Source organism: Bradyrhizobium sp. 6(2017) (assembly GCF_011058295.2).
Classification (GTDB): domain Bacteria; phylum Pseudomonadota; class Alphaproteobacteria; order Rhizobiales; family Xanthobacteraceae; genus Bradyrhizobium; species Bradyrhizobium septentrionale.
Genome location: NZ_CP049289.2, coordinates 7,705,560 through 7,726,669, shown reverse-complemented (window position 1 = coordinate 7,726,669; position 21,110 = coordinate 7,705,560). Strand labels below are relative to the sequence as shown.

General features: G+C 59.8%; 22 protein-coding genes and 2 pseudogenes. 16 read left to right on the top strand and 8 right to left on the bottom strand.

What is annotated here, in order from left to right:
- Positions 1 to 451: 451 nt before the first annotated feature.
- Positions 452 to 865, top strand: a pseudogene (locus G6P99_RS36755) (altronate dehydratase); the annotation flags it as partial.
- 194 nt (positions 866 to 1,059) lie between these two features.
- On the opposite strand, the gene G6P99_RS36750 reads toward G6P99_RS36755, so the two are convergent.
- On the bottom strand, positions 1,060 to 1,647 hold the full coding sequence (locus G6P99_RS36750) for a TetR/AcrR family transcriptional regulator (RefSeq protein WP_165125627.1): 588 nt from the start codon (positions 1,645 to 1,647) through the stop codon (positions 1,060 to 1,062).
- A 314-nt stretch (positions 1,648 to 1,961) separates the two neighbouring features.
- On the opposite strand from G6P99_RS36750, the gene G6P99_RS36745 reads away from it, so the two are divergent.
- The 7 genes from G6P99_RS36745 to G6P99_RS36715 all read left to right on the top strand — a co-directional run bounded on the left by G6P99_RS36745 (position 1,962) and on the right by G6P99_RS36715 (position 8,768).
- A complete protein-coding gene (locus G6P99_RS36745) occupies positions 1,962 to 2,843 on the top strand; it encodes an alpha/beta fold hydrolase (protein WP_165129130.1) in 882 nt (293 codons plus the stop codon).
- Positions 2,844 to 2,975: 132 nt separating this feature from the next.
- Positions 2,976 to 4,175 (top strand): adenylate/guanylate cyclase domain-containing protein, encoded by a 1,200-nt coding sequence (locus G6P99_RS36740; protein WP_165129128.1) that lies wholly within the window; start codon positions 2,976 to 2,978, stop codon positions 4,173 to 4,175.
- Between the two features lie 388 nt (positions 4,176 to 4,563).
- Positions 4,564 to 5,358 (top strand): haloacid dehalogenase type II, encoded by a 795-nt coding sequence (locus G6P99_RS36735; protein ID WP_165125624.1) that lies wholly within the window; start codon positions 4,564 to 4,566, stop codon positions 5,356 to 5,358.
- 24 nt (positions 5,359 to 5,382) lie between these two features.
- Positions 5,383 to 6,162 carry an MOSC domain-containing protein gene (locus tag G6P99_RS36730; protein ID WP_165125621.1) on the top strand — a complete coding sequence of 260 codons (780 nt, stop codon included), beginning with the start codon at positions 5,383 to 5,385 and terminating at the stop codon, positions 6,160 to 6,162.
- Between the two features lie 218 nt (positions 6,163 to 6,380).
- Positions 6,381 to 6,854: a DUF1348 family protein gene (locus G6P99_RS36725; protein WP_165125618.1), complete on the top strand. Its 474-nt coding sequence runs from the start codon at positions 6,381 to 6,383 to the stop codon at positions 6,852 to 6,854.
- Positions 6,855 to 7,210: 356 nt separating this feature from the next.
- The gene (locus G6P99_RS36720; protein ID WP_246709724.1) at positions 7,211 to 7,600 is read left to right on the top strand and encodes a PAS domain S-box protein; all 390 of its coding nucleotides are present in this window, start codon (positions 7,211 to 7,213) and stop codon (positions 7,598 to 7,600) included.
- Between the two features lie 604 nt (positions 7,601 to 8,204).
- Entirely contained in the window at positions 8,205 to 8,768 is a 564-nt protein-coding gene (locus G6P99_RS36715) for a TetR/AcrR family transcriptional regulator (RefSeq protein ID WP_165125613.1), read from the top strand.
- Positions 8,769 to 9,002: 234 nt separating this feature from the next.
- Here the strand turns inward: G6P99_RS36715 and G6P99_RS36710 are convergent, their stop codons facing one another.
- Positions 9,003 to 9,902, bottom strand: a complete 900-nt coding sequence (locus G6P99_RS36710; protein WP_165125610.1) for a LysR family transcriptional regulator — start codon at positions 9,900 to 9,902, stop codon at positions 9,003 to 9,005.
- A 119-nt stretch (positions 9,903 to 10,021) separates the two neighbouring features.
- Between G6P99_RS36710 and G6P99_RS36705 the strand changes: the two genes are divergently transcribed.
- The 3 genes from G6P99_RS36705 (at position 10,022) to G6P99_RS36695 (ending at position 11,447) form a co-directional block, all read left to right on the top strand.
- A complete protein-coding gene (locus G6P99_RS36705; protein ID WP_165125607.1) occupies positions 10,022 to 10,456 on the top strand; it encodes an organic hydroperoxide resistance protein in 435 nt (144 codons plus the stop codon).
- 65 nt (positions 10,457 to 10,521) lie between these two features.
- Positions 10,522 to 11,241, top strand: coding sequence for an SDR family NAD(P)-dependent oxidoreductase (locus G6P99_RS36700; protein ID WP_165125604.1), 720 nt, complete (start codon positions 10,522 to 10,524; stop codon positions 11,239 to 11,241).
- Entirely contained in the window at positions 11,235 to 11,447 is a 213-nt protein-coding gene (locus G6P99_RS36695) for a hypothetical protein (RefSeq protein WP_205751541.1), read from the top strand. The genes G6P99_RS36700 and G6P99_RS36695 overlap by 7 nt, the downstream gene beginning before the upstream one ends.
- A 297-nt stretch (positions 11,448 to 11,744) precedes the next feature.
- On the opposite strand, the gene G6P99_RS36690 is transcribed toward G6P99_RS36695, so the two are convergent.
- Entirely contained in the window at positions 11,745 to 12,344 is a 600-nt protein-coding gene (locus G6P99_RS36690; protein WP_165125601.1) for a glutathione S-transferase family protein, read from the bottom strand.
- 500 nt (positions 12,345 to 12,844) lie between these two features.
- On the opposite strand from G6P99_RS36690, the gene G6P99_RS36685 reads away from it, so the two are divergent.
- The 5 genes from G6P99_RS36685 to G6P99_RS36665 all read left to right on the top strand — a co-directional run bounded on the left by G6P99_RS36685 (position 12,845) and on the right by G6P99_RS36665 (position 16,932).
- Positions 12,845 to 13,099 (top strand): hypothetical protein, encoded by a 255-nt coding sequence (locus G6P99_RS36685; protein ID WP_165125598.1) that lies wholly within the window; start codon positions 12,845 to 12,847, stop codon positions 13,097 to 13,099.
- A complete protein-coding gene (locus tag G6P99_RS36680; RefSeq protein WP_165125595.1) occupies positions 13,100 to 14,731 on the top strand; it encodes a sodium:solute symporter family transporter in 1,632 nt (543 codons plus the stop codon).
- Positions 14,732 to 14,735: 4 nt separating this feature from the next.
- Positions 14,736 to 15,056 carry a tautomerase family protein gene (locus G6P99_RS36675; RefSeq protein WP_205751540.1) on the top strand — a complete coding sequence of 107 codons (321 nt, stop codon included), beginning with the start codon at positions 14,736 to 14,738 and terminating at the stop codon, positions 15,054 to 15,056.
- Between the two features lie 15 nt (positions 15,057 to 15,071).
- On the top strand, positions 15,072 to 15,263 hold the full coding sequence (locus G6P99_RS36670) for a tautomerase family protein (protein ID WP_165125592.1): 192 nt from the start codon (positions 15,072 to 15,074) through the stop codon (positions 15,261 to 15,263).
- A 169-nt stretch (positions 15,264 to 15,432) separates the two neighbouring features.
- Entirely contained in the window at positions 15,433 to 16,932 is a 1,500-nt protein-coding gene (locus G6P99_RS36665) for a CoA-acylating methylmalonate-semialdehyde dehydrogenase (protein WP_165125589.1), read from the top strand.
- Positions 16,933 to 17,552: 620 nt separating this feature from the next.
- Here G6P99_RS36665 and G6P99_RS47790 read toward each other — a convergent pair.
- The 5 genes and pseudogenes from G6P99_RS47790 to G6P99_RS36645 form a co-directional block, all read right to left on the bottom strand.
- The gene (locus G6P99_RS47790; RefSeq protein WP_414645460.1) at positions 17,553 to 17,696 is read right to left on the bottom strand and encodes a winged helix-turn-helix domain-containing protein; all 144 of its coding nucleotides are present in this window, start codon (positions 17,694 to 17,696) and stop codon (positions 17,553 to 17,555) included.
- A gap of 79 nt (positions 17,697 to 17,775) precedes the next feature.
- Positions 17,776 to 17,997: pseudogene (locus tag G6P99_RS47785) on the bottom strand (response regulator); the annotation flags it as partial.
- A 195-nt stretch (positions 17,998 to 18,192) separates the two neighbouring features.
- Positions 18,193 to 19,590, bottom strand: coding sequence for an NAD(P)(+) transhydrogenase (Re/Si-specific) subunit beta (locus G6P99_RS36655; RefSeq protein WP_029085510.1), 1,398 nt, complete (start codon positions 19,588 to 19,590; stop codon positions 18,193 to 18,195).
- A gap of 43 nt (positions 19,591 to 19,633) precedes the next feature.
- Positions 19,634 to 19,951 carry a proton-translocating transhydrogenase family protein gene (locus G6P99_RS36650; protein WP_016841609.1) on the bottom strand — a complete coding sequence of 106 codons (318 nt, stop codon included), beginning with the start codon at positions 19,949 to 19,951 and terminating at the stop codon, positions 19,634 to 19,636.
- An 11-nt stretch (positions 19,952 to 19,962) separates the two neighbouring features.
- Positions 19,963 to 21,087 carry a Re/Si-specific NAD(P)(+) transhydrogenase subunit alpha gene (locus G6P99_RS36645; RefSeq protein ID WP_165125586.1) on the bottom strand — a complete coding sequence of 375 codons (1,125 nt, stop codon included), beginning with the start codon at positions 21,085 to 21,087 and terminating at the stop codon, positions 19,963 to 19,965.
- Positions 21,088 to 21,110 lie beyond the last annotated feature (23 nt).

The window sequence follows — 21,110 nt, the reverse complement described above, 5'->3', positions numbered from 1 at the left end:
ACGGCCCGTTGCGCTATTGGTTGGTCAATCGTTCTTCTGTCCGCGCGGCAAATGCTGGTAGCTCGCCGCTACATGCTGGCGGTGATATCAATCCCATATCGCGCGAGAGCGAGAGACAAAACCAAGCCGATAACGCTGAACAGGGTAACAGTGGCGAGGGTGGACACCGGGCGCGGGGCGTCGAGATCTGTCGTAGGTTTCGAAAGGCTGAACATGAAACCCTCCCCAAAAGTAGAGGAGTGTAAGCGCCAAACCTGACGGGGGCCTTACGTCGTCCGGCAACGTCGTCGCCAAGGCTCTCGCCTCGGCTCAACCCAGATCGCTCCGAGACAGTTACCTAACTCAATATCCAGAAGTTCGACGCCGCGAGCGTGCTGGCCGTGGCTCCATTCAGTGTGCTCTGGATGGCGGCTCACCCGCGTCAAGGCTTGGTAGAGATTGCGCCCTTACCGTCGCCAAGAGCGGCTCGACTCCGCTTACGGGCGTCTACCGATACGCCGAGCCAATCAAGGATCGAGGCCTCGTTTTTATGGATGCGCCGGGTTACGACCCGATGGGGACGACCGGACAAATCGCCGGAGGCGCAAATTTGGTGGCTTTCACGACGGGGCGCGGCTCTTGTTTTGGTGCAAAGCCATCGCCCTCCGTAAAGCTCGCCACCAATACAAAGATGTTTGCGCGTATGCGCGACGACATGGACATAAATTGCGGAGACATCATGGATGGCGGCTCCACCATCGAGAGCAAGGGCCTGGAAATCTATCGCAAGCTTATCGATGTCGCGTCCGGTGAAAAGTCGAAAAGCGAAGAACTGGGCGTTGGCAACGAAGAGACTGTCCCATGGATGATTGGTGCGCAGATGTAACACACACGAGCCTCGCACCGCAGCTTGCACGGGCGGGTGCCTTTCGGCTTCCGCTCTTTCCGTCGGCTGGGGGGCGCAAGAAATCAGACCGGAGACGAGCCGATCACCCAGATCTGAAGCTCGGTTGTTACGAGCCGTCAGAGTGCGGCCAGATAATCAAACACCCAGCGCCGCGGCACATCTTTCAGCCTTTTTCACTGTGCTCTTAGCAGCGCGAACAGTGGGCGGGCGACGCCGGTCAGGAGCTCACGTTCCGAGCTCGTCCGCGCCAACACCCGGATGCCTAGCGTTGCGCTGAGGAAGAGGCGGGCTAAGTCGGCAGCCGGAAGCTTGGTTCGAATAGTCCCGTCTGACTGGCCGCTGGCGATGCAATCGCGCAGGTACTTCTCGATTCGGTCGAAGACGTTCGTAACCAGATCACGGAAGTCGGCGTCGTGCGGGGCGACTTCGAGCGCGGTATTAACGACGAAGCATCCCTTCTGCAGGGCGTCAACCAGCACCTCCTCAATGAGATCATCGAAGTACCGCTCCAATGCCCGCAAGGGCGGATCATCGCCTCCGAAGATCGTCGAGCACGCTTCGAGCGCCCGACGGGCGTACCGATCGAGCACGAGATGGTAGATGGCCCTCTTATCACCGAACGCATTGTAAAGGCTCGGCGTCGTCATTCCGGTGTGGTCGGCGAGGTCACGCATTGATGTCGCCTCATAGCCGTTCGTCCAGAAGCGCTGCGTTGCGGCTTCAAGCACCGTGTCTTCATCGAATTCCCTGGGCCTGGCCATGTAGATCCGTCGGTCTATGAGGTGAGCGATTAACTTACCCCTATTTTATCACGATCGTCAAAAATCTATTGCATGTTTTGTTACGGTCGTTATAAAACTAGGCCTCGACCACCGATAGTCGGTGACTCGACCCCGGTTTCGGCGCGGCTCTTTGCCCGTTCAAGCCGACCGCGATCCGCACAGGAGGAATTCGCATGATCAAGCACCTCAATCCCTCTCGCCGCGACTTTCTAACCACGACCGCTATCGGCCTGGGCGCGGTGGCCGAGTTCACACTAACGGGCGCAGCACGCGCCCAAACCGGGAGCAAACAGATGAGCGAGCATGTCCAAGTAGATGGGATTCATCCCTTTCCGGCTGCGATGCAGACGCGGATGATCGAAGCCAACGGTACATCCATCCATGTGCGGGTCGGCGGCCAAGGCCCGGCGGTGGTCCTGGTGCACGGCTTCGGCACGTCGGGCGACATGTGGGGTCATCTGACGAGCGCCCTCATCAAGGATCACACAATCATCATACCCGACTTACGTGGGTCTGGCCTCTCGTCGAAGCCCGATGGCGGCTATGAGAAGAAGAATCTGGCGGTGGACGTGGTGGGCGTCCTGGATGTCCTGGGTGTGCGTACGTTCGAATTGGTGACGCACGACATCGGCATTATGGTCGGCTACGCAATTGCCGCCACCCACCCCGAGCGCGTGACCCGATGGGTGGCGATCGATGCGCCGCTGCCCGGCATCGGCCCCTGGGAGAAAATCCTCCAGGAGCCGGCCATGTGGCACTTTGGCTTCGGTGGTAAGGACATGGAGCGCCTGGTCGCCGGCCGCGAGCGCATCTATCTCGACCGCTTCTGGAACGAACTTTCCCGGCACCCGGAGCGGTTTGATGAAGCGAAGCGCCAGCACTACGCCGCGCTCTACGCGCAACCCGGCGCAATGCGAGCGGGCTTTGCCCAGTTCCTGTCGTTCAGCCAGGATGCGATCGACAACAAGGCGTTCCTTGCGAAGGGTAAGCTTCAGATGCCGGTCCTGGCCCTGGGTGGCGAAGCTACATTCGCTCCTATGATCGGCGAGGTGATCCGGGGTGTCGCCAATAATGTCGAAGTTGTGACGATCCCGGATTGCGGGCACTGGATCACGGAAGAACAACCGGCCGCGACGACAAAACTTGTCGTCGACTTCCTGCCGCGCCGCTCGTGAGTTAGCGCAATACGTAGTGCGGCGCCGCTTGGCTGAGTCCAACCGGCGCCGCAGCCCCTCTACGAGCAAGGGGGATTTTTCGTGACTTCTGGCTCCTCGAGGCGGATCCAGGTCATGGCTCAGGAGCGAGATATGAACGCGTCGCCAAACATCGATCACCTCACCGCGCATCCGGATTGCGACGTTCTGCAATGGCTGACGAGCGACACTCGCGACGAGCGCTTCCTTGACAATATTTTCGCTGAGCTGTGCCTTCGGCTCCAGCGAGCGGGCATTCCGGTCAAACGGGCCACGCTTCATCTCATGACCCTCCATCCGCAATGGCTCGGCTCCCGGATCATGTGGGCCGACGGGATGCGCGAGGCCGAGCTTAGGAGAGTAGACTACGATGTCAGGGAGCGCTCCGACTACATCGACAGTCCTGCCAACGAACTCCATGACGGGGCCGCCGAGGTGCGCGAGAATCTGGAACGCGACCCCGTGCTGAGCCGCAAGCACGCCTTCTATGACAGGATGCGGGCCAAAGGCCTTACCGACTACGTGGCGTGGCCGCTGTACCATACGCTCGGCAAGCGGCATATCGTGACCTTTGCAACCGACCGGCCCGGAGGTTTCGACGACGCGCATATCGCTGGCCTGCTGAGACTGTTGCCGGTTCTGGCGCTGGTCAGCGAGATCCGCATGAAGAACCGGCTGGCGCGAACGCTGCTCGAAACATATGTCGGGTCGCATGCCAGCGAGCTCGTTCTGGCCGGCGCCACCCGGCGCGGAAGCGGAACGACGATACGCGCCGCCATCATGATCTGTGATCTCCGTGATTTCACCCGGATCTCCGACAACTGGCCGCGCGATGACGTGATTGACCTTCTGAACGGCTATTTCGACGCGATGTCGGAGCCGATTGCGCGACATGGCGGGGAAATACTGAAATTCATAGGAGACGGTCTGCTCGCCATCTTTCCGCTCAGCAACCCGTCGGCCTGTGCAAATCTGCTGCATGCCGTGAGCGAGGCTCGCCAGGCCATGATTGCCTTGAACGAAAAGAGCGGCGAAACCGGCCGTGAGCCGCTCAATTACGGCATCGGCATCCATGTCGGCGACGTCATGTACGGCAATATCGGGTCACCGACCCGGCTCGACTTCACGGTGATCGGTCCGGCGGTCAACATGGCTTCGCGTCTCGAAACCCTCACCAAACAACTGGCGCGAACGGTGCTGCTTTCCCGCGCGTTCGCGGACTTCGTCAAAAGCGATTTCGACCTCGAACGCGTCGGCAAATATGCGGTACGCGGCTTCAGTGATCCAATCGAGCTGTTTGCGTATCACGGCTGAATGCCGGTCCATTGGTCAAACGCCGGAGCGCCTTCGGGCTGTGCTAATCGGCCTAGGGACCCGCGGACGCTGATGGGCGGGCGAGAGACTGCTTCGGGCCGCGCATGATCCTGCGCCACTCACAAGCGGCTGCCGGATATGGCTTCCAAATAGTGCCCGCCGTCGAGCGCGCCACACAAAGTTCTTACTTGCATTGTACCAACTAGTATGTACGTTCCCACTAAGCTTGGGGGATGCCCAGGCAATCTCTTCTTATCTGGAGCTGACTGGGCGCGTATTTGCGTTCAACGCCATGAACGACAAGCGAGGCCCAGCGAACAGGTGCGCCGACCTACAATCGTAATACCCCACACTGACCACCAACGACTAAGCAACTATGGAAACCCGGATGATCCGTCAGATTGAGTCCAAAACAACGACCCGCCGAGGCATGTTGAGGATGACCGGCGCGGCCGTCGCAGCAGGGGGAGCCGCGCAGGTGTTTGGCACGGATGCATTTGCGCAGACGGCGGTGGGTAAGATCAAGGCGATCGGTTTCGATGCGTTCACGATATTCAACCCGCTCTCGGTTGACGCGGTAGTTGATGAAACCTTTCCCGGCAAAGGTACTCAGCTGGCCAGTGCTTGGCGCACGCGAATCTTCGAGTATTGCTGGCTCAGGACACTCAACCAGACTTATGTAGATTTTTGGCACATCCTGGACGACGCGTTGATGTTCGCGTTCAAGGCTGCCAAGATCGAGCTCAAGCCGGACGCGCGCGACAAGTTCATGGATGCCTTCCTTCGCGTCAAACCTTGGCCGGAGGCGGTCGAGGCGCTTAAGTCCATGCGGGAAGCAGGGATCCGACTCGCTTACGTCTCGAATCTTACCCCCAAGATGCTGACGGAAATGAGCCAGAGTGCCGGCATCCTCGATCTATTTGAGCACATTTTGAGCACTGATCGCGTGAAGGCCTACAAGCCGGACCCGCGCGCCTATCAGATGGCCGAGGTTGTGTTCAATCTGCCGCGCGAAAATATCGTGTTTGCGGCGTTCGGTGGGTGGGACGCAGCAGGTGCCAAATCGTTCGGCCTCAACACCTTCTGGGTCAATCACGTGAGCGCGCCCGTTGAGGAGTTGGGTGTGAGGCCCGACGCCATTGGGACGACGCTCACCGAATTGGCAAGATACGTCACTGCATAGCTCCCGCTGCGACGAAGTGGACTCATGCCAGCTCAGGTTTCCGGATTGTCTAGATACCCGATCAAGGGGCTCTCATCTGAGCCCCTCAACTCGGTGACCTTGCAAGCTGGTCGAGGCGTGTCAGGCGACAGGGCATTTGCGTTGGCGCTGCCCGCGACCGTATTTGACGAAAACAATCCTCAGCCGCTAAGCAAATTCGAGTTCATAGTGCTGGCACGCGATGAAGCTCTGGCGCGGTTGACAACATCTTACGACGGCAGCACCGCATTGTTGTCGGTGATTGACGGCACCGACAAATTGTCGGCAAACGTCCACTGTGCCGAGGGTCGCGCCACGATCGCAGCGTTCTTCGCACGCTTTCTTCCCGAAGATCAAAAATCATCGAAGCCGCGACTTGTCACTGCGCCAAATCATTGCTTCACCGACGTCGGGGTGCACTCGGCCGAGCTTATGCACGCTATATCGATGCTTAACCTGGCCTCGGTCAGGGACCTCGAAGCGCGTATCGGCGAGCGGCTCGATCCGCGCAGGTTCCGGGCAAATATTCTCATCGAGGGGCTCGATCCGTGGGTGGAGAACGAGTGGCTCAACCATGAGCTAATGCTGGGTGCCGTTCGGTGCAGGGGCATGCGGCTGACCCGCCGTTGTCCAGCCACCGAGGTCAATCCCGATAGCGCAATCCGGGACATCAACGTTCCGCGTGAGCTAATGCGTTTTTTCGGTCACATTCATCTCGGCATTTATCTCGCCGTGATCAAAGGAGGAGTGCTGCGCATCGGCGACACGGTCACTGCGGCTGGCTAAGCAGCCGGCACGACACGGTGGTCCACTCTCATGCGCGTCGCGGGCTCGTCATCGTCGATCGCGGGGCTGGACGGTGCACCAGCCGTCCACGGGCCATAGGTGAAATAGGCCGTACGGGCATAGCAATCATAGCCGCGCAGCGAGTAGGGCCCCTCGCAAGTCTCTCGAGCAAGCTTGCGCCGTTTTGTTCAATCTAAACCTAAAACGAGGAATTCGTCGTGACTGAGACCCGCCCCCCATTTCCACCTTTTACTCGTGAGACTGCTACGCAAAAGGTGCGAGGCGCCGAAGACGGTTGGAATTCCTGCGATCCTGAACGGGTTGCGCTGGTTTACACGCCGGACAGTTACTGGCGAAATCGATCGGAGTTTATCCGTGGTCGCACCGAAATAGTCGCATTCCTTCGTCGCAAATGGGCGAAGGAGCTCGACTACCGCCTGATCAAGGAACTTTGGGCATTCACGGAGAACCGGATCGCTGTGCGGTTTGCCTACGAGTGGCATGACGACAGCGGAAACTGGTTTCGTTCTTACGGGAACGAAAACTGGGAGTTCGCGGCCAATGGATTGATGGAGAAACGCTTTGCTTGCATCAATGATCTCCCGATCAAGGAATCTGAGCGCAAATTCCACTGGGATCGTTCACGACCGCGTCCCGTGGACCATCCAGGGCTCTCAGAACTCGGGCTTTGAAGCTCGTGCACGGGGGCGTGCACATGTGCGCTCATGGTTGCTGAACTAACGGTTGCTCCGTGCAGCTAGTGTGCTCCGTTTGAGATGGCCTGCGGAGCAACGCGGGCGAATGTCGTTGCCTGCGGTGAGAAGCCCCGAAAGTCGATGGGCCGCGATGCAACTCGCGGTGGATAACGCCGAAGATGCCGCGCCTAGCAGGAATGCGGTTGGTTTTCAATTGATAAGGGCTCATACGAAAGCAAAGCGCACATTGGTCGAAAGTTTGACGTCAGCCTTCCGCTGGTCGACGATCCGTCGCGCCAGGCGGCGCAATCAAAACTTACCCGAAAGGCGTGTCCATGGGAGACCGGCCCGAATTGGCTGAATGGATTATCGATCAACTCGCTGACGCGATCATCTTTACGGACCGCTTGGGGGTTATCGTGCGCTGGAACCGCGCTTCTGCTGCTTTGTTCGGCTTCTCTGCGGAGGATGCGCTCGGCCAAAGTCTCGATCTGATGATTCCCGAACATCTGAGGGCCTCACATTGGAGCGGCTTCGAAGCAGCGATCACAAAAGGCACAATGAAGCTCCAGGGCCGTCCGACGCTAACTCGCGCGCTTCACAAGAGTGGACGCAAACTGTACGTCGAGATGACTTTCGCAATCGTCAAAGGTGAGTCCGACGATGTGCTTGGTTCGGTTGCCATGGCGCGAGACGTAACGGACCGTGTTGAACGAGAGCGCGCTGCTGCTCGTGCATCCTGAGACGTCCTCACTCCCGCGACCCCAGCAGTTGCAAGCGGTGGTCAGCTTGACGCACCCACATGATTCAGAGCCTCGTCGCAGCTATCTGGCCAAAGGTCGCGCGAGCGGAAGCGCACATCACAGGTGTCTCCATCGGAGCCTGCACACCGTGACCAGCGGAATCCGGAAACGGGTACTGCGGCGAAATACCAACGCCGCCGCCGACCTTGCCAGCTTCCGGTCCCTTCTGAGCGAGCGCAGCCTCGATAAACGAGACCGGTTTGGGCAGGCCGAACGCCGCTCCTGCAACTGCTGCCGTCAACAAAACGTTCCGGCGGGTTAGATTTAGCATCGCTGTCTCGCTTTGACTGCGAAGACGTAACCTTCGACTGCCGGTCGAAGCCAGCGCCTCATGTGAGACGTTCGCAAACTTCCTATTGGGGAGTTTTGAAATCTCGGCTCGGCGCCCCCAAGTACGACGAGTGGCTGACGAAGTCGAACAGATACGGAAACGCGTGGTTGCCGTTGGACATGACCAATGCCCGCTATTCGCGGTTGTCGTTACGTACTAGTAGTTACAAAATGCAATTACGATCGGTTGATTTGATGCGATCATGAGGATGTCATGAAGGCGAAGGGCGAGCTTGTTAAGGCGGCCAAGAAACTGATGTGGGAGCGCGGCTACGAGGGCGTAAGCCCGCGTGACTTGCTGGAAGAAAGTGGTGCCGGGCAAGGTAGTCTCTATCACCACTTCAAGGGAAAAATGGACCTGGCGTCGGTGGCTCTGGGTGAGGTGTCCGATGAAATGTGCGAGTTTGCGCGCGAGACCGTCGGAACAGACGATTCTGGATTGGACCGCGTCTTTCGCTTTCTCGACGTTGTTCGGGACGGGCTCAAGGGTTGCAGGATGGGTAGATTTGCCTGCGAATCGTCCATCGCCGAGGATTCGTTGAGGAAGCCGGTCGAACGCTATTTCCGCGAACTGCAGCAGCTCCTTGCAGCAGCCCTCCGTGAAGCTCAAGCAGACGGAGAAATCGCGAAACGCCTCGACGCCATGGAGCTTGCGCTGACGCTCATAACTGTCGTGCAAGGCGGCTTCGTCGTTTCGAGGGTTTATCGCGATCGGAACGCCATCAATCGGGCCACTCAGATGGCCAAGTCCCTGCTCAAAACACTCCCTCGCCGTTGAGCAGGAGGAGACAGTCTTCAGGTTGAAAAAGACCCCGGCATTTCGAAGGAGCGCCCGGCAAGTTTCCGAAGGGCGGCTGAGGGAGACGCCTCCTTTGCCGGTCAACAGTTACGCGGACCAATCCGCTGTCGCCAATTTAAGATCTCTCAATCCCAAGTGTATATCGCGACCAAGGGGTCATCGCCACCAAGTTCGGTTGCCTTGGCGGCAACGTCGGGACGTAGCTCGTTTCGTCTAAGGTGAAGTCCACAAGGGGCTCTTCCAGGTCCTCAACGCTTCAAGGAATACGTGTAGCCTCGAGGGCAAGAAATTCCTTGTGGGGTAGACGGCGTGTACTTCGAGTTGTCTCGAAGCCCAGTCAGGCAGCAACCTCACGAGTTCGCCTTTTTCGATCTTGTCGTTGCAATAGGTCGAGGGCAAGAGACCGATGCCGTGCCCTCGATAAACAAACGTGCTGACGGATTGGAAGTCCCGGCTCGAAATAGGGCCCGCGACCCGGATTTCCGTCCGCTTGCGTCCATTCAGCAATTCCCACTCCGCTTCGTTATTCTTGCCATTGAGCAAGACACACTGATGCAGCCCGAGATCGGCGGGCTTGGTTGGAGGCTTGCGATCCTTCAAATATTCAGGGGAGGCGACGACATAGCGGACCTGGCTGCCAAGCTTCTTGGCAATCAAGGTCGAGTCTTTCAGTTCGCCAAAGCGAATGCCGACATCGACATTTTCTGCGATCAGATCCAGGAACAAGTTGGTGATGAAAAGGTCGACCTTGATCCGCGGATAAAGCTTCAGGAAATCAGAGATAAATTCGAGAAATGGATCTTGCCCTAAAACCACGGGCACGGAGATCTTGAGTGCACCCTCCGGCTTCCTCTGGGTCTGGGTCAAGACCCGCTCAGCGTCGAACAGGAGGTTCAGCGGTTCACTGCATTCATGGAAATAATCCTGGCCCTGCGAAGTGAGCGCGAGCTTGCGCGTCGTCCTTTGCAACAGCGTGACACCCAGTGCCGACTCGAGTGCGGAAACCTTTCTGCTCACGGTGGAAACCGGCATGCCAAGAGCGTGTGAAGCGCGGCTAAAGCTTCCGAGCTGCGCGACCTTCACGAATACAGCAATGTCATTCAGATCAGCCACTTCGGTGATTTTCCCATAAATGGAAATGTAATTCCAGATATTTTCGCCTAATCAATCAGGCTGGCTGCGCCCATTCTCCTCCCAGCAGCGAACAACAACCCCATGAAGAGGAGAAAGCCATGCCAACCAATGTTTTATACAGAACTAATGCCATAGCGTCGGGAGGCCGTGTCGGTCATGCCGCCACGCCCGATGGAAACCTGAAGGTCAGCCTGAGCCGGCCCAAGGAGCTCGGTGGCGACGGTGTTCCGGGCACTAATCCGGAGCAGCTGTTTGCTGCTGGTTATGCTGCCTGCTTTCTGAGCTCGATGCAGTTCGTCGCGACACAAGGTGGCCCGAAGGTGCCGGCCGATACCACTGTCAAAGCAACCGTGGGAATTGGTCCGCGCGCCGAGGGCGGTTTCGGCCTTGAGGTCGGCCTCGCGGTTTACCTGCCCGGGCTGGCAAAGGCTGATGCTGAGACGCTGGTGCAGAAAGCTCATCAGATCTGCCCCTACTCGAACGCGACGCGGAACAGCCTCGACGTGCGCGTAGACATCGTCGCAGCGCAGTGAAAGTTCGAGCGGAAGGTTCAGGTGACTGACCTTCCGACGATCAACCCAAAACAACGGAGAATATCATGAGCAAGACAGTTATCGTAACAGGTGCTTCCCAGGGCATCGGTGCCGGCGCCGTGAAGGCGTTTCTCGACAAGGGCTATAACGTCGTCGCGACATCGCGCACCGTGACCAAATCGAAGGAATTGCCATCATCCCCGAAACTCGCGCTAGTCGATGGCGACATCGGCGATGCGTCTGTGGCCGCGAAGGTGGCCGAGACCGCGATTGGCAAGTTCGGATCTATCAATGCGCTGGTCAACAATGCCGGCATCTTCTTTCCCAAGGCATTTACCGACTACACGGGCGAAGACCTGAAGAGGCTGTCGTCAACCAACCTGGAAGGCTATCTTTACATCACGCAGCATGCTGTGAAGCAGATGCTGGCCCAGAAGTCGGGCGGCAGTGTTGTCGGCGTTACGTCGTCGCTGGTCGAGAATCCGATCGCGGGCCTGACCGTTTCGGTGCCGATGATCACCAAAGGCGGCCTGGAGGCCATGACCCGCAACCTCGCGGTCGAATATGCGAAGCAGGGCATCCGTTTCAACACGGTCGCGCCCGGCATGGTGGACACTCCCCTGCACAAGGACGATCCGCATGAGTTCCTGAAGACTCTGGCGCCGTTGGGCACTGTTTCCAGCGTCAAGGACATTGTCGATGCGATCGTCTATCTGACCGAAGCCCAGAATGTCACCGGGGAATCGCTGCACGTTGACGGCGGCGCGCATTCCGGAAGATGGTAAGCGCGGAAGCCAGCCTGCGGGAGTCAGGTATCCAACTCCCGCAGGCGCCTAAGCCCTTCGGCGCGTACGTCGAGGCCGTGCAGACCGGCAATCTGCTGTTGCTCACCGGCATGCTAACTGTCGAAAACCAGAAGCCAAAGTTTGTTGGACGTGTCGGCAAGGAACTGGACGGCGCGGCAGCCAAGGGTAGCGGACGGCGCCTCTGACCGGCTGGTATGTCATTCAATCAGCGCCAACGAGTATAAGCCATCGATCTATTGCGATCGGAACGCCATCGAGTGACAGCGATGGCAATATCTCAGATCAGATCGCCGCCACAGAAATAAAAGGCGCCGGGACCTCCAAGGAGATCCCGGCGAGTCTGGGAGAAGGCACCGGAAGGGTGGTGACTTCCTTTGCCAGTCGAAAGCGACCGGCTCCGCCGACGGGAGGCGGATAGGGTGTGACAAGCTTGCGTAGCTGCACGACGGCTGACGGGTATGCTGTTGCTCCCGGAACTCCGTTCACTGAGGATGCTTTGTGCTTGCCATGCTCGGCCGCGAAGCAAATCGCTCGTGCCAGGCACTCAATTGCGGTCGGTGTGATCGCCACGGGCGGTCGCCGAAGCGAAAGTCAAGATATTCAAGCGCGCAACCGACGGTTATGGTGCCAAGGTCGGAATCGGGCGCTAGCGTATAGGCGTCAAGGACGTCGAGGATCTTGCCGATCCGATCAAACTGAGCGTCCACCCATCCGCTCCATCGGTAGCTTTCAGGCCGTAGGGTTTCTTGGCGGCAGACCACAGCGCGGTCCATGATGTCCAGGCCAAGCAATTCGAGCTTGAGCACTTGTCGGCGGGCTGGCCCAAGCACCGGCAGTAATCCACCATCTGAGAACTCGTCCAGATACTCACAGATTAAGCTGCTATCGAAAAGAATCTCACCGGTATTCAATTGAAGCGTTGGTATGCGGGTCAACGGATTGAGCGCCGAGAGCTCCGGGTTCTCTCTGGTCGGCATTGCAGATGTCTCAATGAGCTTGACACGATCGTCGATCCGCAGCTCCTTGGTAACCACCACGACTTTTCGTGCATAGGGGGAGTTCGGCGACCAGTAGAGCTTCATGAGAATCTCCCGAGAAGGGCCTGTGAGTTGATGCCGTCGATGCCTATCGTTGTGTCGGACTCGCGGGTCAGTAGCTGCCACCGTGCCATGGTCAAGTACGAGGTATCCTTTCGGTGGACACGTCGATCATCATTCGGGTCGTTCGTGAGCGTGTCCATTACTTGCCGTCGCCAGATGTCTTCCAGCTCGGCTTGCAAAGTTAGCCTATGAATTTGGTGTGTGCGAGCGAAGCGATTTGAACTGAACGCGGTATCTGCCGCACCGATAGGACGGGGCCCAGAGCCTGCGACCGGCCGATCGGTGGCGCTGAATCGCTCTGGCGGAGCCGTGCAAAGCAATCGATAGCCTCTGCGAATGCAAGATGGGCCGTCCGCCAATCTCAAGAGAAGATATGGCTATCTCGAAAAAGCGTTTGATGGTGGCGCCAGCGGTTGCCTAGCGTTGAACCAACACGATCGCAAATATGCGGCGCACACTCAATCCAATGCAGGGAGGGAAATTTGCACAGAGCCGATGAAGTGCATCCGTTGCGCATCACCGCCAACAAGCCAGACACGCTCCGTGTCCGGTTGATGATCGCGATGATCCTTTCATACCTGGCGATGATGGCCTTCGTCATCTACAGCGCACGGCACCCGGCGCCCGCCGCCATTGCCTCAATAACCTTTAGTCCAGCGATGATCGCGTTGGCCAGCTGCATGGCTTTCAGCGTCATCTTGACCGGCTTGTTCGTGCTCGTGCGGCATGGAGATTGAATGATGCGTATGTCACGGAACGGCATGAGCCTTCTGCTCGCGATTGCATATACCGTCGGTATTGGTGGATCCGCGTACTCCGCGGAGTCGGAGTCTCAAGTGCGCCAGGCTGATGTTTCGACCATCTTGTTCTTCGTGGTCTTCGCGATGCTTACGCTGCTCATCAGCTTTTGGACGGCCCGCCGCGCAACCAGCTCATCGGAATATCTAACGGCCGGAAGCTCGATCTCGTCGGGACAGAATGGTCTTGCCATTGCGGGCGACTACATGTCCGCCGGCGCCTTCCTCGGGCTGTCGGGCGCCATCTATGCTTCGGGCCTGGATGGGATGTTCCTCGCCGCCAGTTATTTGGCCAGTTGGCCTATTGTGCTGTTTCTCGTTGCGGAGCCACTGCGCCGCCTTGGGAAGTATTCCTTCGCAGACGTGCTAACTCATAAATTGAGAGAGCGGCCGGTTCGCATCCTGGCGGGTTCGTCCACCCTCGTGATCGTGAGCTTCTACCTCGTCGCACAAATGGTCGGCGCTGGAGAGCTTATCTCCTTGCTGTTCGGAATCGGTTACGCGCCGGCGATCATCATGGTCGGAATGCTCATGATTGTGTTTTCGACCCTCGGCGGCATGCGCGCCGCCACATGGGTCCAGATCATCAAGGCCGTCTTGATGATCGGCGGTAGCTGCTTGATCGCGGTGCTGGTCCTAGTCAGGTTCGGGTTCAGTATGCCGGATCTCTTCAAGACGGCGGCGAGCAATCATCCCAACGGCGACAGGATCATGGATATTCGTGGTTTCGCCCAGGACGGAATTGCGACGCTGTCGATTGGCGTCGGGGTCCTGTTCGGCACGGCCGGGCTGCCCCATATCCTGATGCGTTTCTTCACGGTTAGCGACGAGCGCGCAGCGCGTCTGTCAGTGTTCTACGCGACCTGCCTGATCTGCCTGTTCTTTGTGATGCTGTTTTTTATCGGATATGGCAGTATCGCGCTCCTCCGTGGTGACGCCACCTATGCCGGTGCCAATGGCGTACTCTTTGGCGGAAACAACCTGGCCCCCATCCACCTGGCGAGGGCCGTTGGCGGAAGCATCTTGGCGGGTTTCATCTCTGCGGTTGCGTTCGCGACGATCTTGGCGGTTGTCTCCGGGTTGCTCATAGCGGGCGCTTCGTCGGCGGCCAACGACCTCGTCGTCGGTTTGTCCGGACAGCAACTCACTGAGCGCACGCGGCTCCAAATATCGCGGATCTCCGCAGTTGCATTGGGGGTGCTCGGCATACTGCTCGGGCTGGCATGCGAGGGCCAGAATGTGGCGTATCTCCTCGCGCTGGCCACGGCGATCGCAGCCAGCGCCAACTTCCCCTTGCTGATCCTTGCAATCTACTGGAACGGCCTGACGACGCGTGGTGCGGTCATCGGTGGCACCTTCGGGCTGATCTCATCGGTTGTTCTGACGGCCATGGGCCCGACGATCTGGTCAAAGGTGCTGGGTCTTGGTCCCGCGATCTTTCCGTACGACTCTCCGGCGCTCTTCACTTTGCCGCTGACGCTGCTTGTCTGCTGGTTGGTATCGATCGCCAAGGCTGAACCTGAGGGGGATTGGCGTCTAACGGAGCCATCCGTTGCGCAATACGTGGAATAGATCGATGCCCGAGGCCGATCCGCACCAGTCGATCGGCGGTATGAGTCGCGTCCTGGAGTTCAATAAACAACCGCTTCAATTGGGGAAAAGCCCGATGCCGATGATTTCTTGCGACATACGATACGGCCGTTCGGAAGAGCAAAAGCGCGCTCTATCAGCCGGTCTGCTACGCGTTGTCAGTGAAGCGACTGGCGAACCCGCCGAGAATATCTTCTTCGTCATTAGGGAGGGGAGCGGCATCAATTTCGTGGAGCACGGGCAACATCTACCCGAGTTCGTCGAGGGTAACGCGAACGACAAAGAACTGATCGCCCGTTTGAAGTAAGAGCCAGAGATAGCTATGCCCTATATCGAGTGTCATATCGCCGCAGGTCTCACGAAGGCCCGTAAGACGCAGCTCATCCGCGACATTGTGAAAGTCACCCACGAGTCGATCGGGTCCGACCCAAAGATCATCAATGTTCTGCTGTGCGAGCACGCGCCCGAAAACATGAGCATTTCGGGGCGCATTCACGGCGAGAAGCCAACATAAGTCGTGGGCGCAAGGACGAGCCCGGCGATCGTTGAGGCTCTGCAGCTGCTGTCTGCCGATGTCCTCGACGGAAACGGCCCAACCGGCATTGCTTGAGCGTTTTGTCACCGGTGTTCGAGGTCGGTTGCCAGCTCGTCGCGACGGTCATTGAGGCAACAAGGAGGTAATCGTGGTCAGGCAAGTGAGGCATTTCATCGACGGCCGGCAAGTCACCGGTGGTAACGGGCGGTCGTCGTTCGTCTTCAACCCTGCGACCGGTGAGCAAGCGGCAACAGTGCCGATCGCGAACGCCGCGGATGTGGCCGATGCCGTCGCGGCGGCAGTGAAGGCTGCACCGGGATGGGCGGCGACGACGCCCCTGCGGCGGGGCAGGATTCTCAACCGGTTCCTCAGGATCCTCGAGGAACGCACCAGCCTGCTGGCAGACGTCATCGTGGCCGAGCATGGCAAGGTTCACTCCGACGCGGTTGGTGAGATTCAGCGCGGCATGGAAGTCGTCGAGTTCGCGACAGCCGCCCCGCAGCTGCTGAAGGGCGAGATCACCGAGAATGTCGGAACGCGCGTAGATAGCTACTCGATGCGCCAGCCTCTTGGCGTGGTCGCCGGCATTACCCCGTTCAATTTCCCTGCCATGGTGCCGATGTGGATGTTTCCGGTGGCCCTTGCCTGCGGCAACACCTTCATCCTGAAGCCTTCCGAGCGCGATCCGTCCACCTCTGTCGTCGTCGCGGAGTGGCTCAAGGAAGCGGGTCTGCCCGACGGCGTATTCGGGGTGGTCCACGGCGACAAGGAGACCGTCGACGCGCTGCTGCTTCATCCCGATATCTCGGCGATCAGTTTTGTCGGATCTACGCCGATCGCAAAGTACATTTACGAGACGTCCGCCAACACCGGAAAGCGTTGCCAGGCGTTGGGTGGTGCCAAGAACCACATGATCATCATGCCGGACGCCGACATGGACCAGGCGGTCGACGCCCTGATGGGCGCCGCCTTTGGCTCGGCTGGTGAGCGTTGCATGGCGATCTCCGTCGCGGTCCCGGTCGGCGAGACAACCGCGAACCGGCTGATCTCGGCGCTGGAGCCGAAGATCCGCAGCCTCAAGATCGGGCCCGGCACGGATCCGGAAGCGGAAATGGGTCCGCTGGTCACCAAGCAGCATCTGGACAAGGTCCGCGGCTATATCGATGCCGGTGTCGCGGAGGGTGCCAAGCTGCTGGTTGACGGCCGCGGCTTCAACATGCAGGGCTACGAAGACGGCTACTTCATCGGCGGGTCGCTGTTCGATCACGTCACGCCGAACATGAAGATCTACAAGGAGGAGATCTTCGGTCCCGTCCTGTCCGTCGCCCGTGCGCCTGACTACGACACCGCCGCGCGCATGATCAACGAGCACGAGTTCGGCAACGGCACCTCGATCTTCACGCGCGATGGCGACGCGGCGCGGGAGTTTGCGCACAAGATCAAGATCGGCATGGTCGGCATCAACGTACCAATCCCGGTGCCGATGGCATTCCATTCGTTCGGTGGATGGAAAGCGTCGATCTTCGGCGACCACTACATGCACGGCCCGGAGGGCGTTCGCTTCTACACCCGCTTGAAGACGATCACGAGCCGTTGGCCAACCGGCATTCGTGCCGGCGCCGAGTTCGTGATGCCCACCATGTCCTGATCGCTACGACCGGTCCGCTTCAGAACGAGGCAGCGGACCGGCCGGAAACGGCAGTAAAAGCGCGTCGGTTTCGCACACGGCTTTGGCGACGAGAAGACCGGGGGCATCTGCATCATCGCGTCCCCGAGATACACCGGCTTGCGGACAGTTCTCAGCACCTTTCCAAGGCGCCGAACGCATGGTGGTCGGCTACCCGTTAAGTGTACTACTCGGATGATGCCGCTCACATGTACACGTGGCTCTCTCTCCATAAAACCTATGAGGCCGGCTACTTCGCTGGCCTTCAGGGGGAAGATAGATTTCCCTATCTTGCCTTTACCCCTCATTGGTGGTGTTGGCACGCTGGCAATTTCGTCGGTCATCACACCATGTGCTCGCAACTTGAGGCCATCTTATTCGTCTATGGTCAAGACTGACAGGGTGCCAGCGGCATTGGCCGCCATTCGGCATATGTTCCGGCGAGCTGCTTGGGAGACTGTGGGGCCCGTCAATCGGTCGCGCTGGTTTTTAGGTCTTTTTCGAGCCGATAGCCGACCCCCGACTCGGTGGTCAGCAGGCGTGGCTGATTTTGGGTCCGGCTCGATCTTCTGTCGAACCTTGCGCACCAATACACGAAGATACTAGACGTTATCCCGCTGACTACCGGTCCAGATTTCCTTGAGCAGCTGATCGTGGGTGACTACGAGCCCGACATGCGTCGCCAGGATGTGCAACAAGCGATACTCTTTGCGTGTCAGCTTGGCCCTGGTGTTGGCGAGCGACATCACAGCGGGCGAGACGCGCGGCCATGCCAAATGGCTTCACCACATAATCGTTGGCGCCCGACCGCAGCAAGCAGACCATCTCATCTTCGTTTGATTTAGCAGACAAGGCGATGACCGGAGCGTCAGACCATGAGCGCAGCCGCTCGAGTGTCTCAATGCCATGCAGGCCCGGTAGGCCGAGATCGAGGATCACGAGGTCCGGCGGATTGAACGCGGCGATCTTCAAGCCGTCCGCGGCATTCTCCGCTTCGACAACCGAAAAGCCATGGAACTCGAAGCCGGAACGCAAGAAGCTCCGCATCTTGGGCTCGCCTTCGATCAGCAGGACGAGGCTGCCTGGCTTACTCATCATCGCTGGCAGTCGGTTCGGAAGGGCTGTTGCGGATGGCAGGCGGCTGGATTGAACCGTGTTGCCGAAACCCAGCCACAACCTCCGAGGTGGCTTGGTCAGTACGTAAGCGATACGCTGGTTATCTTCGTATCCAGAGCAGTCGCCTCACATCGCCTTGACGATGTTCTCGGTGACCTTCTTGGCGTCGCCGAGCAGCATCATGGTGTTGTCGCGGTAGAACAGCGGGTTGTCGATGCCGGCATAGCCTGACGCCAGCGAGCGCTTGATGAACATCACGGTGCCGGCCTTCCAGACCTGCAGCACCGGCATGCCGTAGATCGGCGAGGTCTTGTCCTCTTCCGCCGCCGGGTTGGTGACGTCGTTGGCGCCGATCACGAAGGCGATGTCGGCCTGGGCGAACTCCGAGTTGATGTCCTCGAGCTCGAACACCTCGTCATAGGGCACGTTGGCCTCGGCCAGCAGCACGTTCATGTGGCCGGGCATGCGTCCCGCCACCGGGTGAATAGCGTATTTCACCTCAACGCCCTCCTTCTTCAGGATGTCGCCCATCTCGCGCAGCGCGTGCTGGGCCTGCGCCACCGCCATGCCGTAGCCGGGCACGATGATGACCTTGGAGGCGTTCTTCATGATGAAGGCGGCATCGTCAGCCGAGCCGAGCTTGGCGGGCTTCTGCTCTCCTCCGCCACCGCCGGCCGCCGCGGTCTCGCCGCCGAAGCCGCCGAGGATCACCGAGATGAACGAGCGGTTCATCGCGTGGCACATGATGTAGGACAGGATCGCACCGGAGGAGCCGACCAGCGCGCCGGTGATGATCAGCGCCGAGTTGCCGAGCGTGAAGCCGATGCCGGCCGCGGCCCAGCCGGAGTACGAGTTCAGCATCGAGATCACGACCGGCATGTCGGCGCCGCCGATCGGGATGATCATCAGCACGCCGAGCGCCAGCGCGATGATGGTGATCAGCCAGAAGTCGAGCGCGCTGCCCGACAGCACGAGGCCGACGATGAAGAACACCAGCGCCAGCGCCAGCACGATGTTGATGACGTGGCGGAACGGCAGGATGATCGGCGCGCCGCTCATCCGGGCCGAGAGCTTGAGGAACGCGATCACCGAGCCGGTGAAGGTCAGCGCGCCGATCGCGACGCCGAGCGACATCTCGACCAGGCTCTGCGGATGGATGTTGCCGGGCGTGCCGATGTCGAAGGCTTCAGGCGCATAGAACGCGCCGGCGGCGACCAGCACCGCGGCCATGCCGACCAGCGAGTGGAACGCGGCGACGAGCTCGGGCATCGAGGTCATCGGCACGCGGCGCGCGATCACCGCGCCGATGCCGCCGCCGATCGCGATCGCGACGATGACCAGCAGCCAGGCCACGCCGTCGGCCGGCGGATGGCTGGCCAGCGTGGTGGCGACGGCGATCGCCATGCCGATCATGCCGAACATGTTGCCCTGGCGCGACGACGCCGGGCTCGACAGGCCGCGCAGCGACAGGATGAACAGCACCCCCGCCACGAGATACAGAGCAGCAGCCAGATTGGCGTTCATCTCAGGTCCCCCTTTGTCTTCGTCACCCCGAGGTGCACGCCGCTCACTTTGCTTTCTTCTTGTACATCGCCAGCATGCGCTGGGTGACAAGGAAGCCGCCGAAGATGTTCACGCAGGCGAAGATCAGCGCCACGAAGCCGAAGCCGCGGGCCCAGCCCGAGCCGCTCGAGACCATGCCGACGCCGACCGCGAGCAGCGCACCGACCACGATCACCGACGAGATCGCATTGGTCACGCTCATCAGCGGCGTATGCAGCGCAGGGGTCACCGACCACACCACGAAATAGCCGACGAACACGGCGAGAACGAAAATCGACAGCCGGAACACGAACGGATCGACGGCCTGCGCGAGATGCTCCATGGCTTCTCTCCTTACTTCGGCTGGAAGTTGGGATGGATGACGGCGCCGTCTTTGGTCAGCGCGGTGGCCTTCACCAGCTCGTCGTCCCAGTTGACCGCGAGCGCCTTGTTGGCCTTGTCGACCATCGTCTCGATGAACGAGAACAGATTGCGCGCGTACAGGCTCGAGGCCGAGGCGGCGACGCGCCCGGCGACGTTGGTGTAGCCGACGATCTTGATGCCATCCGTCTCGACGACCTCGCCGGGCCTGGCGCCCTCGACATTGCCGCCGCGCTCGACCGCGAGATCGACCAGCACCGAGCCGGGCTTCATCGATTTCACCATCTCGCCCGTGACCAGCTTCGGCGCCGGACGGCCCGGGATCAGCGCGGTGGTGATGACGATATCCTGCTTCTTGATGTGCTCGGCGGTCAGCGCGGCCTGCTTGGCCTGATACTCCTTGGACATTTCCTTGGCGTAGCCGCCGGCGGTCTGCGCGTTCTTGAACTCCTCGTCCTCGACGGCGAGGAATTTGGCGCCAAGCGATTCGACCTGCTCCTTGGTGGCGGGGCGCACGTCGGTCGCGGTGACGACGGCACCGAGCCGCCGCGCGGTCGCGATCGCCTGCAGGCCGGCAACGCCGACACCCATCACGAACACTTTCGCGGCCGGAATGGTGCCGGCGGCGGTCATCATCATCGGGAAGGCACGGCCGAACGCTTCGGCGCCCTCGATCACCGCCCGGTAGCCCGCCAGGTTGGCCTGCGAGGACAAGACGTCCATCACCTGGGCGCGGGTGATGCGCGGCATCAATTCCATCGCGAAGGCGGCAATGCCGGCATCGGCCATCGCCTTCAGCGCGGCATCATTGCCGTAGGGATCCATGATCGCGATGACCAGCGCACCGCGCCTGTATTTCGACAGTTCGGAGGCCTCGGGCCGCTTCACCTTGATGATGATGTCGGCGTCCTTGAGCGCATCGGCGCTGACGGTGGCGCCAACCGCGGTGAACTCCGAATCGGGCAGGCCCGACTTGATGCCTGCGCCCGGCTCGACCGCGACCTCGGCGCCGAGCGCCTTGAACTTCTTGATGGTGTCGGGCGAGACCGCAACCCGCGGCTCGGACGGATCGACTTCCTTGGCAACGGCAATCTTCATATTCAACCCGTCAATTCAAATGG